The 16,936-nt window shown below is 38.5% G+C and carries 12 protein-coding genes, 1 tRNA gene and 2 pseudogenes; 12 read left to right on the top strand and 3 right to left on the bottom strand.

Going from position 1 to position 16,936, the window contains the following annotated elements; all coding sequences use genetic code 11:
- Positions 1 to 274: pseudogene (locus DB41_RS12140) on the top strand (hypothetical protein); the annotation flags it as partial.
- 3 nt (positions 275 to 277) lie between these two features.
- Here DB41_RS12140 and DB41_RS00010 read toward each other — a convergent pair.
- The 3 genes and pseudogenes from DB41_RS00010 to DB41_RS12645 form a co-directional block, all read right to left on the bottom strand.
- The gene (locus tag DB41_RS00010) at positions 278 to 1,690 is read right to left on the bottom strand and encodes an IS66 family transposase (RefSeq protein ID WP_052243725.1); all 1,413 of its coding nucleotides are present in this window, start codon (positions 1,688 to 1,690) and stop codon (positions 278 to 280) included.
- Between the two features lie 177 nt (positions 1,691 to 1,867).
- Positions 1,868 to 3,325 (bottom strand): leucine-rich repeat domain-containing protein, encoded by a 1,458-nt coding sequence (locus DB41_RS00015; protein ID WP_052243726.1) that lies wholly within the window; start codon positions 3,323 to 3,325, stop codon positions 1,868 to 1,870.
- Positions 3,326 to 3,621: 296 nt separating this feature from the next.
- A pseudogene (locus DB41_RS12645) lies at positions 3,622 to 3,888 on the bottom strand (leucine-rich repeat domain-containing protein); the annotation flags it as partial.
- 1,270 nt (positions 3,889 to 5,158) lie between these two features.
- On the opposite strand from DB41_RS12645, the gene DB41_RS00025 reads away from it, so the two are divergent.
- The 11 genes from DB41_RS00025 to DB41_RS00075 all read left to right on the top strand — a co-directional run bounded on the left by DB41_RS00025 (position 5,159) and on the right by DB41_RS00075 (position 16,612).
- Positions 5,159 to 5,536 (top strand): histone, encoded by a 378-nt coding sequence (locus tag DB41_RS00025; RefSeq protein WP_039383022.1) that lies wholly within the window; start codon positions 5,159 to 5,161, stop codon positions 5,534 to 5,536.
- Positions 5,537 to 5,764: 228 nt separating this feature from the next.
- Entirely contained in the window at positions 5,765 to 7,222 is a 1,458-nt protein-coding gene (rlmD, locus tag DB41_RS00030; protein WP_039383024.1) for a 23S rRNA (uracil(1939)-C(5))-methyltransferase RlmD, read from the top strand.
- Positions 7,223 to 7,229: 7 nt separating this feature from the next.
- Positions 7,230 to 8,330 (top strand): tRNA guanosine(34) transglycosylase Tgt, encoded by a 1,101-nt coding sequence (gene tgt / locus DB41_RS00035; RefSeq protein ID WP_039383028.1) that lies wholly within the window; start codon positions 7,230 to 7,232, stop codon positions 8,328 to 8,330.
- Between the two features lie 23 nt (positions 8,331 to 8,353).
- The gene (yajC, locus tag DB41_RS00040; protein ID WP_155117506.1) at positions 8,354 to 8,764 is read left to right on the top strand and encodes a preprotein translocase subunit YajC; all 411 of its coding nucleotides are present in this window, start codon (positions 8,354 to 8,356) and stop codon (positions 8,762 to 8,764) included.
- 11 nt (positions 8,765 to 8,775) lie between these two features.
- Positions 8,776 to 9,432, top strand: coding sequence for a protein-L-isoaspartate(D-aspartate) O-methyltransferase (locus DB41_RS00045; protein ID WP_039383031.1), 657 nt, complete (start codon positions 8,776 to 8,778; stop codon positions 9,430 to 9,432).
- 30 nt (positions 9,433 to 9,462) lie between these two features.
- Positions 9,463 to 10,362 carry a DUF2608 domain-containing protein gene (locus DB41_RS00050; protein ID WP_039383033.1) on the top strand — a complete coding sequence of 300 codons (900 nt, stop codon included), beginning with the start codon at positions 9,463 to 9,465 and terminating at the stop codon, positions 10,360 to 10,362.
- Between the two features lie 511 nt (positions 10,363 to 10,873).
- Positions 10,874 to 12,847, top strand: coding sequence for a leucine-rich repeat domain-containing protein (locus DB41_RS10410; RefSeq protein ID WP_052243727.1), 1,974 nt, complete (start codon positions 10,874 to 10,876; stop codon positions 12,845 to 12,847).
- A 1,149-nt stretch (positions 12,848 to 13,996) separates the two neighbouring features.
- A tRNA-Arg gene (locus DB41_RS00060) sits at positions 13,997 to 14,070 on the top strand.
- Positions 14,071 to 14,706 carry an MBL fold metallo-hydrolase gene (locus tag DB41_RS00065; protein WP_039383035.1) on the top strand — a complete coding sequence of 212 codons (636 nt, stop codon included), beginning with the start codon at positions 14,071 to 14,073 and terminating at the stop codon, positions 14,704 to 14,706.
- Between the two features lie 27 nt (positions 14,707 to 14,733).
- Positions 14,734 to 15,321: a peroxiredoxin gene (locus DB41_RS00070; RefSeq protein WP_039383037.1), complete on the top strand. Its 588-nt coding sequence runs from the start codon at positions 14,734 to 14,736 to the stop codon at positions 15,319 to 15,321.
- Between the two features lie 628 nt (positions 15,322 to 15,949).
- The gene (locus DB41_RS00075) at positions 15,950 to 16,612 is read left to right on the top strand and encodes a carbonic anhydrase (RefSeq protein ID WP_039383038.1); all 663 of its coding nucleotides are present in this window, start codon (positions 15,950 to 15,952) and stop codon (positions 16,610 to 16,612) included.
- Positions 16,613 to 16,936 lie beyond the last annotated feature (324 nt).

Raw genomic sequence — 16,936 nt, forward strand, 5'->3', positions numbered from 1 at the left:
ACTGTTTGACCACTGCTTTCTTTTTCATTTGTCTCAAACAAATTTCATTAAGAACAAACTCCCTTTAGCAACCTTGGGGAGCCTAGTAGAGAAGTCTAGAGTAGATGCTTTGTGTCAAGTTATAAGAGAAATTGTTGAGCATGAAAATTCAAAAGAACTCTTCCGTGATTTCGAAAAGACGCTAGATGAAATCTTTGTTTTAAGGCCTTCTCGTAAACATTTAAATGCAGTACAAGAAAATGTAACTTTTGAGTCATCAAGAAAAGTTGCCTAACTGTCAAGAATAAAAAAGTATCTCATCGAGTTTTAGCATTCTTAGATCTTGTTCGGCTTGGTTATTAGTAAAAGGCACTTGCAAATTATGTACAAAAGCTAAGACGTTATCCATCTTATGTAGTAGTCTTCTCAAAAGATTACAACCTGCTTTACCGACTTTTTCTTTAAAGGGCTGCAGCTTGATTTCTTGCTCATCAGCCATTAAAACGCCTTGATAATCCCTTAATCCTTCTAGAATAATCTTGGCATACTCTTGCTGAATGATTTGAATGTCTTGCAGCGCCATTTTTCCTTTACCTTCATCTCTTGTTTGTTTAGCCATTTTATTGGCTTTTAGAAGAAGAGAGGCCATCTTTTGCGCCCATGCTCCTTTTTCTTGCTCAAATACATATTTAAGCTCTCTTAAATGGTGGGCATTACACAAAGCATGTTGAACCTGCTGGTAGGTGAAGTAAGGCGACCAGTGATCATGGATAGCACTGCCTGTAAAATTAGGAAGAATAGCAAAATCATTCAATGCCTGCTGTCCTCTTTTATGATGCATCCCATAAAAAGTTGCGCAAGCAGACGAGGTCACATGAATCCAGTGTAACTTCTTTTCACAACGCATGCCAGTCTCATCAAAATTCAAGACCTTACAAGCAAGCAGATGGGGTTTAAGGTTTGATTCAAAAGTTTCCAGATTTTTATAAAGTTTTTTATCTGTATTTTGGCATGTTCCTGCTGAGAGCGAAAGACCATAGAGGTCTTCAAAAATTTGAGCAATTCTTTTCATAGGAATTAAATGCTGATGCTCGAAATAGGCAGCCAAGGAAAGTATACGTTCCCCATATTGTGTGGACGCTTTAACATTTTCTGGAAATTTACCTTTAGCACGGTGATTGCAGCAAGGGCATTGTTTGATCTCTGCTTGATGCTCGGTTACTTCCACAACAAGTTTTGGTAGATCAAACACCTGCCGTTTTTCAAAGCCACTTGGCTCCACTTTAGATAGATTGCTCTGACACTGTTCACAAGTCATGAGCCTATGAACTTCAATGTAATTTGGATTTAAAACTTGTTCTAATGTTCGACCAGTATGGCCTGGTTGACCACCTGGGTTTCTATCAGATTTACCTCGCAGACTACTAGTTTTTGGCTTTTTTCCTAAACCGTCACTGCTGGGAGGCTTATGACTATTAGAGCTATCTTTAGTTAAGCGAGCCTCAAGTTCTCCAACTTTTGCTACAAGCTTTTCAACCTGATGCATCAGTACAACAACCTGTTTCTCAAGAAGCTGAATATAAGCTTGAACTTCTTGAGGAAGCGATGTAAATACATCCGATCGAATTGCAGTTGGTTTTTCTGGCTTGTTAATCATGCCTATCATGATATTAAACTTTTTATTAAGAGAAAAGGTATTTTCAAGTTCCAAAATTTTCTAAATAAACGAGAGGTCCTGAATAGTTACGGTTAGTTTAAGTTTGCTTAGCTGCCGGAAGGAAAGCGGATTACTTGTTTAAAGATAGGATGGCTAAAAGTTTTTTATTTCATTTTAGCTCACCCTAATTTAAAAAGTATTTAAGTTCATTCTATAATTGACAACGCTGCCTTATTTTTTGGCGATATTTTTCAAAGGATTGTCCGCTAATTCAAGCGTGATAAGCTGAGACAACCGCCTGATTTCTGCAGGAAGTCTGGTGAGCTGGTTCTGATTTAAGTAAAGCCATCGCAGCCGAGACAGCCGTCCTATGTTTGCAGGCAGGCTGGTGAGCTGATTTTGGCTTAAGTCAAGCACTCGTAGTTGAGACAGTTGCCCCACTCCTTTAGGCAGAGCGGTGAGCTGGTTTTGATTTAATTTAAGCGTTTGCAGCTGAGACAGCTGCACGATTTCTGTAGGCAGAGCGGTAAGCTGGTTTTGATTTAAGTAAAGGGTTTGCAGCTGAGACAATTGCCTGATTTCTGTAGGCAGAGCGGTAAGCTGGTTTTGATTTAAGTAAAGGGTTTGCAGCTGAGACAATTGCCTGATTTCTGTAGGCAGAGCGGTAAGCTGGTTTTGATTTAATTCAAGCGTTTGCAGCTGAGTCAATTGCCCGATTTCTGCAGGCAGAGCGGTGAGCTGGTTTTCATTTAAGTCAAGCGTTTGCAGCTTAGACAGCCGCCCGATTTCTGTAGGCAGAGCGGTGAGCTGGTTTTGATTTAAGTAAAGCCATTGCAGCTGAGACAACTGGCCGATTTCTGCAGGCAGAGCGGTGATCTGGTTTTCTCTTAAGTCAAGCATTTGCAGCTGAGACAGCCGCTCTATTTCTGCAGGAAGGCTGGTGAGCTGGTTTTGATTTAAGGAGATGTATTGCAGCTGAAACAACTGCCCGATTTCTGCAGGCAGGCTGATGAGCTGGTTTTGATTTAAGGAGATGTATTGCAGCTGAGACAACTGCCCGATTTCTGCAGGAAGGCTGGTAAGCTGGTTCTGATTTAAGTCAAGCACTCCCAGCTTAGACAACTGGCATATTTCTGGGGGTAAATAAATCAAACCTGCTCCAGATAAGTTTAGCAAAGTTAAGTCTTTACAATTTTCTTCAATCCAATCTCTAAGTAGCTCTCCTTTTTTTCCTAGAGGCAAGTGCTTAATTTCTTCTCGTCTCAAGTATTCTTTCCCACCAGGAAGTCTTTCCAAAAGCAAAAGGCGATTAATATTTAAGAGATAAGAAGAGTAATTAGCCAGCGTTAAGCCTGTTTTTTCTTCTGTTTTCCATTTAAATTCCCAAGGAGAAAAAGACTTGGCTAAAGTAAAGATTTGCCTAAAAATTGCATTTACCTTTGCTGTTCCAGAAAGCTTTTCTTCTAGCTTATAAATCTTATCTACAATAAGAGCCTGCTCCTTAACATTTCCTTGAGGAACATGCACTTTACCTATTTGCTTATAAAGAGGGGGCATGACTTCATTAGCTAAGAGATGGTACCATCTTCCACACACGCTAAATAAGGAAGGGCTAGCACACTCCTTTAAAATAGGGACTAATATTTCATCAGGTAAATGCTCAATGGTGATAGAAGAGCTAGGATTCATTGAAGGGCGCCTTTAAGTGTTATACATATTTTTAGTTGTTTTTTAGTGAGATGCTTATACATAAAAGAAGCAAGATAGGCAAGAAAATGTAAGAAAAAGGCTTTTAATTTTTAAACTTAGCAATAGAAAAATATGAAAAGCTGGTAGAAAATTTTTCCTTAACTTTAGCAGAGAAACAGACCTTTAGATCCTACGCCTCTACAGTAAGCCAAAAGCTCTCTATATCTTTAAAACTTTCTAAGCCTACCAATTTGCCCTTTTAACGTTATAGGTGAGGAAGGCAGGTAACTTTTCAGCTACAGCCTAAAACGTTGCTTTAATTCCTCTGGTATGTTTTCCAGCGGATTTCCGTCTAACCTAAGATCTAAATACTCAGGGAGCCGTGCTATTTCTGCAGGAAGGCTGGTGAGCTGGTTGCTGCTTAAATTAAGCTCTTGTAAACTAGTAAGCTGCCCAATTTCAGCAGGAATAGCGGCTAGCTGGTTGTTGTTTAACCCAAGTACTTCCAGCTTAGTAAGCTGTCCAATCTCAGCAGGAAGAGAGGCTAGTTGGCTGCCATTTAATAGAAGCTCTTGCTCGCCCTACTTGCCATCCCACTTCTTTAGATTAAAAATAACTCTCTCAGTGGTTTTCCCGGCATTTTTTCATTCATAAGCTTACGAAAGGGCTTTTGTATTAGTAATTAATTCCTTAAATATTCAGCCTCATCCTCTCTTATTTGTATCAAATATAAAAAACTTTAATTAACTTTTTTCCTATTTTAGCCAATGTTAAACTTGGTTGGATTAAAGCTTGAGCCATTCGATGCTTGGCGTGGAGTTATCTGTTGCATTCTTAAAAGCTACAAGCAAGCCCTTTTCATTTATATAATGGATGCATGGTTGTTCCTTTTTCTTCTAAACCCATACTTAATCTTTTGTTTTCCTCCTTTTTCTGCTGAAAGAAGCATTTGCTACTAAAGGTTATCAATCTAACATTTCAGCAAGCTTGGGCTGTATCAATTAAGGCTTGCATCCTTTTTTCTAAGGTGCCATCCACCTAATCATCTCACCGCTTAGAAGAGCCTGCAATATAATTTTTAGGATAAGAAAAAAGTTGAGTGCTTGGGTAGCTCTTAAGAGAGCTTCCTTGAGGTGTAAACCTGATTTTATCTATTTTTAATAGAGAGAAAGAGAGGAGCTTATCATTGATGCATAAATAATGGCTTTTAGGAGAAAAACGTGCTACTAGACACATACAAAGAAAAGATGGCAAGCATTTCTCCATGAACGAATTTATTAGAAATTATCAAAGTATACACAAAAATTTAAAAGGAAATGAAGAGTAATCAATGTTTAAGCTATTTGATAAATGGAATAGCTATGATTTTTTTTCAAGCCACTCTTAGAGAGATACTTAGCATAGCTGCATTTTATTTCATTCTTAGAAAGCCTACCAAACAAGAAGAGGTAAGTCGGTTATTTAAGCCTTTTGCACAACTTTAATTTCACGCTTGTAGCCCCTTATTCTTAGATATTTGAAGCTAAAAAGCTTGGGTAAGTGTACCTGGATAGAGTTTACAAACGCATATGTGACAATCTTTTTCCTAAATTTTTGTAAGATTGTTTTTAGCCTGAGTTTTTCTTAAATTATGTTAAGATTTAAATAAAAATAAAGCTTAAGATAACCCTACAGCTGCCTTTTTTGCTTGAGCGCTTGTTTCATAATTGGTTTAACATAAGACGCAAAAGTAAGATTATTTTTCGTTAAGTGAAGAAAAATGTTGCACAATATATCCAAAGTTAATATTTATTACTTCGTCATGAAACTCAAAAAATCAGGAGGCAAATCACCATGGCATTAAAAGATACGGTCAAAAATTTAAGAGACCTGCTTCAGAACATTACTAATGATTTAGAAAAAGCTGAGAAAGGCAATAAAGCAGCTTCTCAGCGTGTTCGTACAGGAACCGTTAAGCTTGAGAAAGTTTCTAAGCTTTATCGTAAAGAATCTATCAAATCTGAAAAAACGACGAAAGGTACCAAAAAAACGGCTAAAAAAGTAACTGCTCCTAAAAAAGCTTCTAAGCCAGCTGCAAAACCAATCGCTACAAAGCCAGCTGCAAAGCCTGCAGCCAAGCCAAAAGCTAAAGCACATAAAGCTAAGGCACGTCCTCTTTCTTTAAAAAGACCTACCGCAAAACTTCCTACGAAGCAAGTGGGCTGGAGATAATTGATAGTTTTTTAGGGGGGTTATTACCTCCCCTTTACCTCACTTTCCTCATCGAATTCGAAAAACTTATCTGACCTGGTGAATAAAAAATCCAACTAGCAGGCGCACTTATATTTTTAAGTTGCTTACGTTGTTGTACAAAGCTTCTAACTGTTCCTAAATCACCTTGCTTTTATATAGCTGCTTATTTAACCTTATTATTTGACCAAAATTTAATAATCTAGCGATATGCCTTATTCTAAACAAACTCGTTTTGCGAATGTTAAAATCAATGAATTTTCTAAGAGAGGACATGGCTTAGGTCGCATCGAACGTTCAGAAGAGGAAATTAAGGAAGCTGAGATAGCGTTTGCCATCCCTGGAGATGCAGTCCATTCTATGCTACATGGCAAAAATAAAACGCATTGGGTAGGAGGGATACAAAGAATTATTGAGCCTTCCAAAGACCGAATCATTCCTAAATGTATACATTTTGGCTCCTGTGGTGGATGCCAATGGCAACAAATGTCTTATGATACTCAACTGCGTTATAAAGAATCTTTAGCTAAAGATATTTTCCGCAGTGTAATCACGCCAGAGACCCATCTGTTTCCTATTATGCCCTCTGAATCTGAGTGGAATTACAGAAACAAAATGGATTTTACCTTTTCAAGAGATTTAAATAAAACTAAGTACTTAGGCTTGATTCTTGACTCTACCAAAGGAAAGGTTTTTAATCTTGTAGAATGTCATCTTCCCAACCCCTGGTTCACTCAAGCTGTCCATGCGGTAAAATCTTGGTGGGAAGAGTCAAATTTAGAGGCCTATTACCCCATCAAGAATACCGGTTCATTAAGGTCCTTGACGCTACGTGAAGGAATGAAGACAGGAGACCGCATGGTAATGTTGACGGTCTCTGGTAACCCTGATTATGCTTTGCAAAATCGCCACCTTGAGAGCTTTGTCCATGCGTTACATACTGCTATTGAGCCACAACAATCAAATGCTAAGCTAAGCATATTTGTTAGGATACAACAGATAAGCCCTGGGATGGCCACTAACTTTTATGAAATGTTACTTTATGGACCTCAGTATATTGAGGAAGAACTAGACATTCAGGCAGATATTGAAAAGCCTGCAGAAACTTATAAGTTTAGAATTAGCCCTTCTTCTTTCTTTCAGCCTAATATAAGGCAAATAGAAAAGGTTTATTCTTTAGCCCTGCAATTAGCGAAGGTAAACAAAGAAGATACCATCTATGATCTTTTTTGCGGCTCAGGAGTGTTAGGTATTTGCGCTTCAAAGAACGTTAAACAGGTAATAGGCATAGAAATATCTCCGGAGACAGCTTTTGATGCGCGTCAAAATGCTGCTTTAAATAATAGGCAGAATGTCACTATTATTTCCGGAGCGGTGCGCTATGCTTTGGGCCAAATTCAAGATGAAAATTTATTTCCTCTACCTGATTTAGTCTTATTAAATCCTCCACGTGCGGGTCTCGATCCTCTCACCATGAAACATTTACTTCGTCTCAATGCACCCAAAATCCTCTATATTTCTGGCAATCCTCAGGCCCATTTAGCTAATATTGCTGAGTTATCGCAGAATGGTTATACGGTAAAATATATTCAACCTTATGACCAATTTCCTCAAACTATTCATGTTGACAGTTTGATTCTCCTAGAAAAAACTCCATCAAACATATAGGCTCTTTTTGAAATTTACGATTTGTAAGGCAGATGCTTGCTCCCGTGCAAGAGTAGGAATTATAGAAACTGCCCATGGGGCGATAGAAACGCCTGTTTTCATGCCTGTAGGTACACGGGCAGCTGTTAAAACCTTGACTAATCAGCATCTGTTAGATATGAAAGCTCAAATTATTTTGGGCAATACTTATCATCTGATGCTTCGTCCAGGGGTAGAAATTTTGGCTAAAGCTGGTGGTTTGCATGCTTTTATGAACTGGCAAAGCCCTCTTCTTACTGATTCAGGAGGATTTCAAGTTTTTTCTTTGTCTGCCCTTAACAAGGTCACGGATAAAGGAGTCCATTTTCAATCGCATATCGATGGTTCGCGTCACTTTTTGGGACCCGATGAGAGCATGTTCATTCAAAAAACTATAGGCTCTGACATTGTGATGGCATTTGATGAATGTACGCCTTATCCGTGTGAAAAAAAAATTGTGGAAAAAAGCTTAGAAAGAACCCATCGTTGGGCGGAGCGCTGTAGAAATTATGATTTGCAGCCTCATCAAAATCTTTTTGGAATTGTACAAGGTGGAGTGCATGCTGATTTACGTCAGCAGTCTGCCCAGTTTTTAGCTAATCTAGATTTCCAAGGATATGCTATCGGCGGCCTTTCTGTTGGCGAGCCTGCTTCGGTGATGTATGAGGTGCTCGATCATACAGTGCCATTTATGCCGGTAGAAAAACCACGCTATTTGATGGGAGTAGGAACGCCTCGTAATCTAGTGGAGAGTGTAATGCGGGGAGTCGATATGTTCGATTGTGTGATGCCTACACGAAATGCACGAAATGGCACGGCTTTTACCTGGACCGGAAAAGTGCAGATAAAGGCTGCTCGTTATGCTGAAGATTTTTCTCCTCTCGATCCTTCTACCCCCTCCTATACTTCTCAGTTCTCTAAGGCTTACTTACGCCATCTCCTCAACGTGGATGAAATGACCGGCTTAACATTAGTCACGTTACAAAATCTAGCCTTTTATCTAGATTTTATGCAAAAATTAAGGGAAGCAATAAAAAATGATACTTTAGCCGATTTTTATCAAAAAGTTTGTGCCTTGTATCCGCATTAAAAGGATAAAATATGATTAAGAAAATGACCGGCTTTTCTACACTTGGCTTTACTCTATTGAATAATACGATAGCTTTTGCGCAAGAGGGCACTAACCTTGAAATCGTTCCCCGTGATCAAGGAATGACTCAAACTTTTGTAATGATTGCGATCGCTCTGATTTTTTTCTATTTGATCTTATGGAGACCGGAGCAAAAACGTCGTAAAGCCATAGAAGAGCAGCGTAGCGCTTTGAAAAAAGGTGATCGAGTAACTGCTATGGGGATTGTCGGAACGATCGTGCGTATAGAAGAGAATACTGTTATACTTAAAATGTATGATGGCTCAAAAATCGAGATGCTTAAAGCAGCTATTACTGATGTAATAGCAGCCACAGAGGAAGAAGCTAAAAAAGCTGATAAAGAAGAGCGAAAAGTTGAGGAAAAAAACTTTTAAGGAAGATAGCTATGCCACTTGATGATGATTATTCTCACAAAAGGCAAGAGATGGTAAGAACACAGCTTCTTGCCCGAGGGATTACTGACCTAGCTACCCTGGAAGCTATGCGGCATGTCCCTCGTCACTTATTTGTTCCTGCTTCTATGCAAGAAGATGCCTATGAAGATAGGCCTTTACCTATAGGGGAGGGGCAGACTATTAGCCAGCCTTTTATAGTTGCTTTGATGAATCAATTAGCTGAAATTATTCCTAGTTCAATTGTATTGGATATTGGCACCGGCTCTGGCTATGCAGCAGCTGTAGCTGCCTATACAGCGCAAGAAGTCTATACTGTTGAATTTTTGCCTAGCCTAGCGTATGCGGCTCAACAATGCTTTAAACAGCAAGCCTATCATTCTATCCATTGTAAGGTGGCAGATGGCTCCTTAGGCTGGCCTGAACATGCCCCTTATGATGCTATCATTGTTGCAGCAGGTGCTCCTGCAATTCCTCAAACTCTTATCAAACAACTAAAAATTGGTGGTCGCCTGATTATTCCTGTGGGCGATAGCTTTAGCCAACTTCTACTGCGTCTGCGTAAAACCTCTGAGGAAACATACACTCAAGAGACCTTTGAACCTGTTCGCTTCGTTCCTCTAATAGGTAAAGAAGGATGGGAAAGTTAGGAGAAAAATGACCAGAAAACTAGGAGAATAATGAAAAATTATTTTATCTTACGCCATCTAGGTCGCATTTGGCTAGCTTTGAGGGGAAATTTTTTCTTGTTAGTTGTTGCCATCCTATTCTCTATGCCACTTTCAGCAAAAGTTGTAGAAACGCATCGTTTTGCTGATATCCTTCAAGAGGTAGATTCACATTCTATACTGTTTTTTGACATTGACGATACCCTGATTAATACGACGAGTATGCTAGGCAACACGCCGTGGTGGAGCTATTTTGTATCTAAAATGGCTACTGCTAATTTGTCTAAGGATGAAGCTCGTTTAGAAGTTAATAAAATCATTCAAAAAATTATGCTTCAAGTTCCGATGCGGCTGATAGATCCTTCTGCTGCTGAAATTATTAGACAACTTCAGCAAAAGGGAATTCTTACTTTTGCTTTAACAGCTCGTTGTTTAAATCCTGATTACATGCAAGAGGCTGACCTTTGTGCCTATAAACATTTAAAAAGTGTCGGCATTGATTTTTCTCTTAATCGACTGCCAAAATTGATTGATTCTAACTCCTACAAATGCTTTTCTCAAGGCATCATTTTTACCGATTATCAAGATAAAGGTCCTTTCTTAAAAGATTTTTTAAATTATCATTTTCTTCGCCCTAGTAAAGTTATATTTATCGATGATAGTCCGCGCCATATGAGGTCGGTGGAAAGCATGATGGAAACTATGGGTATACCCTTTTATGGTTTTAGATACAGCCAGCTAGATCATTTTCATAAACAATTTGATCCTTTACTAGCAAATATTCAACTAGAAGCATTTCTTCAAAATGATCGCCTACTATCAGATGAGGAAGCATTAAAAATAGCTCAAGCAGAGCCTGATAAAAATCCAGACTATTTTATTAATGAACTGATAAGGAAGTGGCAAAATTGAAGCTTTTAATATGCTTGCCTGATTTTTTATACGCGTTTTACTTCTATCGCCAACTTTCATCCTATAGACGTATTCTGCCTGGCGGCTTTTCACCACTTCGACTTCCTTGTCCTATTTTAGCACATCGCTTTTGACCTCCTCTCTTGGATAGTCTTGATCTAGGCATGCTTTTTACACTGATTCCCATGGATTATGCTCTAAGAGTTCTCTTAAGCCTTCTTTATCAGGTATAAGGCCTCTTAAGCTTTTTACAAGCATGATAATCGACTCGGTCTAAATTCACCAACGTATGGGAAGATAAGATAAAAATTGAAAAATGAATAAGAGAAACTGCTAAAGCTTCTATAAGAAAATAAGCGACTCTCTTTCTTATCTCTTAAAATACCAATTGCTTAATAAAGAAGATAAATAGTACCTTTTTAGTCAAAAGGTAAGGTAATGGCTTAAAAAAGCAGTTCATACCTGCAAATAAAGGCAATAGCTTATCATAAAACTCTAAGAAGGAGCTTGTATGATGCCGTTAAGTCCTACTTCTAGCACCCTAATAACTTTCCGCATTACAGTTTCAGAGAATATAGAAGATGCCGTCTCAGGAGAGCTGATGACTCGAGCGGTTACCTTAGTCCCTTGTGGCCATACCTTTAATGAAGATACCGTGATCCAATGCTTAGCCCGCAATAAACTTTGTCCCCTAGATAGAACGTTTATTGAAAGGTATGCACCTAACTACACAGTGAGGCAGCTGGCTGAAACAGCTGAATCCCATCCCTTAGAGGAAATTAAGCATGAGCCTAGTGAGGAAGCTGTAGAACATTTCTTACGGGGCCAAGAACTTGCTGAAAAAGGAGACCATGCAACTGCTATAGAAGCTTTACTACAATCTTTGCAATTAACTCCTACGTATGAAAAAGCCCAAGCCTATCTTGAATTTTGCCTTAAACGCTCCTCAGAAGATTCTTCATCTTCACAGCCCATTCCTCTTTCTTTAGTAGAAAAAGGCAAAGAAAAAAGCCTTTCTTCTACAGGCTTTCCTAAAGAACGCTATACCGAACTCCTATTCAATCTGTTAGGAGAGCCTTCAATTCAGGAAAACTCTATATTAAAGAAGATACTAGAAAATCAACTCGAAGAGCTGATGAGCCAGGACAGTGAAGAACTGACCGAGAAAGAAAAGATAAGCTATAAATGGACGGAAAAATTATTAGAAGAAAATAAAAAGATTAGACAATTTGCCGTCGAAAAGCTACAACAAATCTACCGAAGTTTTTCCTCTCTTTCCCCAGCCGCTCCCCAATCTTCTATTTCCACCTCTTCTTCGTCTACGACTTCGACTAAAGAAATTCAAATTCTCTCTCCTCCATTCATCAATCCTATTTCCATGATCGCGCTTTACAACGCAATCATCCAAATTCATTTTCTTAAGGGAAATGGGGATTTTATAGCACAAGCTGCTATTTTAGATAATATTTATAAAATTAAGTCTACTCTTTCTGTTGAAGAAAAAGTACCCTATATCTTTCAACAACTCTTTACTTTAGCCGCTTCTCACTCTTCATTAAAATTTGAAGAAAATATTAAAGAAAGCAAGGCTTTTACCCTTTCTAATTACTCCTCTTATCTATTAAATATTAACCGCCTCTTACTCTGGCAAAAGCTACCGGGAGGAACAGAATATTTAAACCAATCACAAATTAAAGCTTTACCTTTAAAGAAAAAAGGAGAGCTGTTAATGCAGTGGATAGGAGATCATGGTAAGAATATCAGTACCCTGTGTTTATATGGATCAGGCTTGACCTCTTTACCGCCAGAACTCTGGCAGCTTGCTAAGCTGCAAAAGCTTGACTTAAACAAAAACCAGCTAGCTGCTATTCCTGTGGAAATCGGACAGCTTTCCCAGCTACATTGGCTTGGGTTAGACAGCAACCAGCTAACCGCTCTTCCTGCTGAAATAAGGCAGCTTTCTAAGCTACAAACTCTTAGATTAAGCAGCAACCGGCTAACCAATATTCCTACGGAAATCGGGCAGCTCTCTCAGCTGCAATGGCTTGGCTTAGCCAGCAACCAGCTAACCGTTATTCCTGCGGAAATCGGGCAGCTCTCTCAGCTGTATTGGCTTTATTTAAGTGATAACCGGCTAACCATTATTCCTGGGGAAATCGGGCAGCTTTCTCAGCTGCAAACGCTTGATTTAAGAAGCAGCCAGCTAACCGCTATTCCTGCGGAAATCGGGCAGCTCTCTCAGCTACAATGGCTTGGCTTAGCCAACAACCAGCTAACTACTATTCCTGCGGAAATCGGGCGGCTTACTAAGCTGCAAAAGCTTGACTTAAGAAGCAATCATCTAGCTACTATTCCTCCGGAAATCGGGCAGCTTTCTCAGCTGCAAGAGCTTTTGTTAAATGGCAACCAGCTAACCGCTATTCCTGTGGAAATCCGGCAGCTTTCTAAACTTTGTGAGCTTAGAATTGAGGGAGATCGCTTTTAGGGTGTATACTAAGCGGATAAAAGTGTTTTCTTAGAAAAGAGCCGTGGCAAGCATAAGATATTTTTAGGCTGGAAAATAGGCTGCTTATTAAAAATTATTTTCATGCTTACCCCTCTTTCTAGACAAACTTTTTTCTAAGAACTAAATGCTACCTCTGGTAGTTCACCATAAACTGATAGATGCGATTAGACCGAAAATGGCTGCGGATACAATACTCTAGGGTTTTTCAAGTAAGTTAGGACTGTAAGGTGGGTAGGAAGAGAAAGTGAACTTTATTAGGAATCTTAACCTTTTCGACACCATTATAACTTTTGAGCTTACCCTCTTTCTACTGTTATGCTTGTCTGTCTGTCTGTCTGTCTGTCTGTCTGTCTGTCTGTCGATGAAGATAGTGGTAGAGTCGGGGTTTAATCTTTAAGCTTTTCCTTAAATGATGATTGATTTTCTTAAACAAATGGGTATCTTCCTACTTCTTAAAATAAGTGCAAACCGTGTTCCAAGGAGGAAAGTTTGTGGGTAGATAATGTTACTGACAACGGGCTCTTAAAACATAAAAAATAGCTTCCAATATTTCCCTTTTTATGTCTAAAGGGCCTGCCTCCTTTGCTGTAATCTACTTCAAGGTTAGCTTTAATAGCTTCTCATTCACAAGCTGATAAATCACTTAGAGTATGTATTCCTCATGTATACCTCCTTTTTCCTCTTATAATTATTTTAAATAATTTATTTTGCATCAACTGTTTGGATCATTGATAAGGCAGTTTAATAGGTCAAAATAGGGGGTAAGATAGGCTCTTACGTTTAAAGAGATGAAAAGCACCTAAATTTAAATATTCGGGATTTCGATCATGCATTCTAGCTATAAATAAGGGGAGAGAGATGCAGGTTGAAATAATAGATATTTAATTGTAGGGAGTATTGACGTAAGCTTCAAATGATTTTATCAGTTATGTTTGGTGCTTAGGCAGCTATTATCTGCACAAAAACATCAAGAAAGATGTGATATTCTTTGCTTAACGGCAGAATAAATGCAAAACTGAAATCTATAAAAGTAGAGCTTAATAAGCAAAGAAGTAGAAACAGAGATTACCAAATAAGTTTTAAGCTTGCTTAAAATACAGAGAGTAAGGCAATATAGCGCTACATTCTGCACCGGTAGCTCAATCGGATAGAGTACCCGGCTACGAACCGGGCGGTTAGAGGTTCAAATCCTCTCCGGTGCAATGATTATCCATACAATTGTATCAGGTCCTTTTCAAACGAATGCTTATGTCATTAGCTGCCCTGCCACTTTGCAAGCAGCAATCATTGATCCTGCTCCAGGAAGCGCGCCGGCAATTATAGATTATCTCACTAAAAATCACTTACTTGCTTCCAAGATTCTTTTAACTCATTCGCACTGGGATCATATTGCTGACGTAGCACCCCTTAAAAATAAGTATAAAATTCCTGTTTATGTCCATTTATTGGATGCAAATAATGTAGAAAATCCTGGAAGTGATGGCTTGCCTTGTTGGATTGATATAGAAGGAACTAAACCTGATCATTATGTGAAAGCGGGTGAGAAGGTTCCTGTAGGGAATGCTACTTTTGAAGTCATCGAAACTCCTGGTCATACCCCTGGTGGTATTTGTTTTTATAGCCAAGAAGAGCAGCTGTTATTCTCCGGGGATACTTTATTTAAAGGTACGATTGGCAATTTATCTTTTCCTACGGCACGACCATCCCTTATGTGGGGTTCTTTATCAAAGCTTGCCAGGCTACCGCCTGATACGCGTGTATTGCCAGGACATGGAGAGGCCACTACGATAGGTGCCGAAGAATGGCTAGAGAGGGCCGAAGAGTTTTTTGGAAATTAAAGATAAAGATTAAAAAAGGAGTTTACGATGGGTGTGTTAGTGGGTAAACAAGCCCCCGAATTTAGGGCAAAAGCAGTTATAGAGGGGAGAATCATCAACACTTTTTCATTAATGGATTTTTTAGGTAAAAATGTTGTTTTTTTCTTTTATCCTTTAGACTTTACATTCGTGTGTCCTACAGAATTACATGCCTTTCAAGAAAAAATTGAAGAGTTTGAAAAAAGAGATACTCAATTGGTTGCTTGCTCGGTAGATAGCCCCTATTGTCATGCAGCTTGGCTAAATACTCCTAAATCAAAAGGAGGCATTCAGGGCCTAACTTATCCCATTGTGTCTGATATGAACCGTTGTATTGCCTGCGATTATGACGTGCTTATCCAGCATGAAGGCATTGCTTATCGAGGGCTTTTTATTATAGATAAAAAAGGTGTTGTACGTCATCAGGTTGTCAATGATTTGCCATTAGGCCGTAATGTCGAAGAAGTCCTGCGGATGTTAGATGCCTTGGTCTTTATCGAAGAGAATGGCGAAGTTTGCCCTGCTAATTGGCAAAAAGGTAGTAGAACGATGAAGCCTACTAGCGAAGGGCTTGAGCACTACTTTACTTCTGTTTAAATGTTATAGGGCTTTTTTGCCTATTTAATTAGTAAGTGTAGCGCTGGGATTAGTTTTATAGTGTTTTAATTAAGGGCAATGATTTTGATCATTCCCTTACTTGGTTATGAAGCTTAATAATTTGTTTGAGCTCCTAGTCACCTGATTTTTAGGTCTTCATCTAATATCTTTAAGGTTCATATCCAATGATATAATCTTTTTAAGTTCTTGAGTATTCATCTTTTGCGCTTTTTTTTAATAACGATTGCCTTTACTCTCTTCTTTAATCAATCACCAAACGCTTTTTTGAAAAATTTTGCTGAGGATAGATAAAGTTTTTTTTATGCCCTTTTCCGCAAAATATTTGTAAACATTTGTAAATAAATATTGAGAGATTAAAATTTATTTTATTAACATTTTCTCTAAGAAATCAACCAGTGAAAGCATGCAAAAATCCTTTCACCATATGCTCTTTTATGCAATATATAAGAAACAAGAAGGGAAAATACTAAAGACCTAGCAAAAATTAGGTATCGGCTACGCTTAAGAGTTTGATTGCCAGCTAGTATGGTCGGACATCGTGCGAGGATAGATCGAATGGCAGCATATACAATATACATTTAACTTAATAAACAAGTGTTTACAAAATATGAAAAAACTCATTCAAGAAATTGCGCATTTTAAAAAGAACCTTAGCGAGGAGGGGCGCGCGCTTTTTGCCCAGTTGGCACTCGGGCAAAAGCCAGAAGCACTATTTATTGCATGCTCTGATAGTCGCCTAATGCCTAGCCTTTTTGCTTCTACTCATCCCGGAAATATATTTGTGCTAAGAAACATTGGAAATCTAATACCTCCGGCTTCTTCCTCACCTTACGATAGCAGTGCTTCGGCAGTATTAGAATTCTCTACATTTTCTCTTAACGTTTCTGATATTATTGTTTGCGGTCATTCTGAATGTGGAGCTATGCAAGCTCTAGCCCGAGGGGTCGATGGCCATAATTGCCCCCATCTTGGTTCCTGGTTAAAGCATGGAGAAGAATCTTTAAACAAGGTGAGAAAAGGGCTTAGTATTAACCCTTCTTTATCCGAACATAATCAAATCTCTCAGATTAATGTGCTTCAACAAATGCAACATGTTATCAGCTATCCTTTCATTCAAGAACGCGTGGAAAAAAAGCAGCTTCGAGTGCATGGATGGTGGTTTGATATAGCACAAGCGGATGTCTATTGTTATAAGCAAGATCTTCATCAATTTGTTTTGATTGATGAAGAAGAAGCAAATTTAATCGCAAATAATTTAAGCTGTTTGTAATTAATTGATTTTTTTAACAGATTTTTAACTCGTGCTCTCAAAGCATAGTGATAAAAATTATAAAAATAAAATAGTTAACGTGTGGACTAAAGACGAGTGAAGGAAGAAAATATTGAGAGTTGGCAAAGAAAAATTTTGCTAAATTCTTTAATCCCTAGCCCGCGCTAGTGATAAACCTACTGATCCTAACACTTCAAGGTTGGCTCTTTAATTATCGAACGCTCGGTGGCAAAAGTAGCTCTAGGTATTTAGTCCGACCTGATTTACCCTAAAATACTTCATCATTGCATCAGTTTTAGAAAGGAAAAATGAAATTTTCTTTTT

Origin of the sequence: Neochlamydia sp. TUME1 (genome assembly GCF_000813645.1) — a bacterium.
GTDB lineage: Bacteria > Chlamydiota > Chlamydiia > Chlamydiales > Parachlamydiaceae > Neochlamydia.

Excerpts from the sequence above, each read along its gene's own strand:
- DB41_RS00070 (WP_039383037.1), top strand. The coding sequence starts at position 14,734 with ATGGGTGTGTTAGTGGGTAAACAAGCCCCCGAATTTAGGGCAAAAGCA.
- DB41_RS00075 (WP_039383038.1), top strand. The coding sequence starts at position 15,950 with ATGAAAAAACTCATTCAAGAAATTGCGCATTTTAAAAAGAACCTTAGC.
- yajC (WP_155117506.1), top strand. The coding sequence starts at position 8,354 with ATGACCGGCTTTTCTACACTTGGCTTTACTCTATTGAATAATACGATA.
- DB41_RS00015 (WP_052243726.1), bottom strand. The coding sequence starts at position 3,325 with ATGAATCCTAGCTCTTCTATCACCATTGAGCATTTACCTGATGAAATA.
- DB41_RS10410 (WP_052243727.1), top strand. The coding sequence starts at position 10,874 with ATGATGCCGTTAAGTCCTACTTCTAGCACCCTAATAACTTTCCGCATT.
- DB41_RS00045 (WP_039383031.1), top strand. The coding sequence starts at position 8,776 with ATGCCACTTGATGATGATTATTCTCACAAAAGGCAAGAGATGGTAAGA.
- DB41_RS00050 (WP_039383033.1), top strand. The coding sequence starts at position 9,463 with ATGAAAAATTATTTTATCTTACGCCATCTAGGTCGCATTTGGCTAGCT.
- DB41_RS00065 (WP_039383035.1), top strand. The coding sequence starts at position 14,071 with ATGATTATCCATACAATTGTATCAGGTCCTTTTCAAACGAATGCTTAT.
- DB41_RS00025 (WP_039383022.1), top strand. The coding sequence starts at position 5,159 with ATGGCATTAAAAGATACGGTCAAAAATTTAAGAGACCTGCTTCAGAAC.
- rlmD (WP_039383024.1), top strand. The coding sequence starts at position 5,765 with ATGCCTTATTCTAAACAAACTCGTTTTGCGAATGTTAAAATCAATGAA.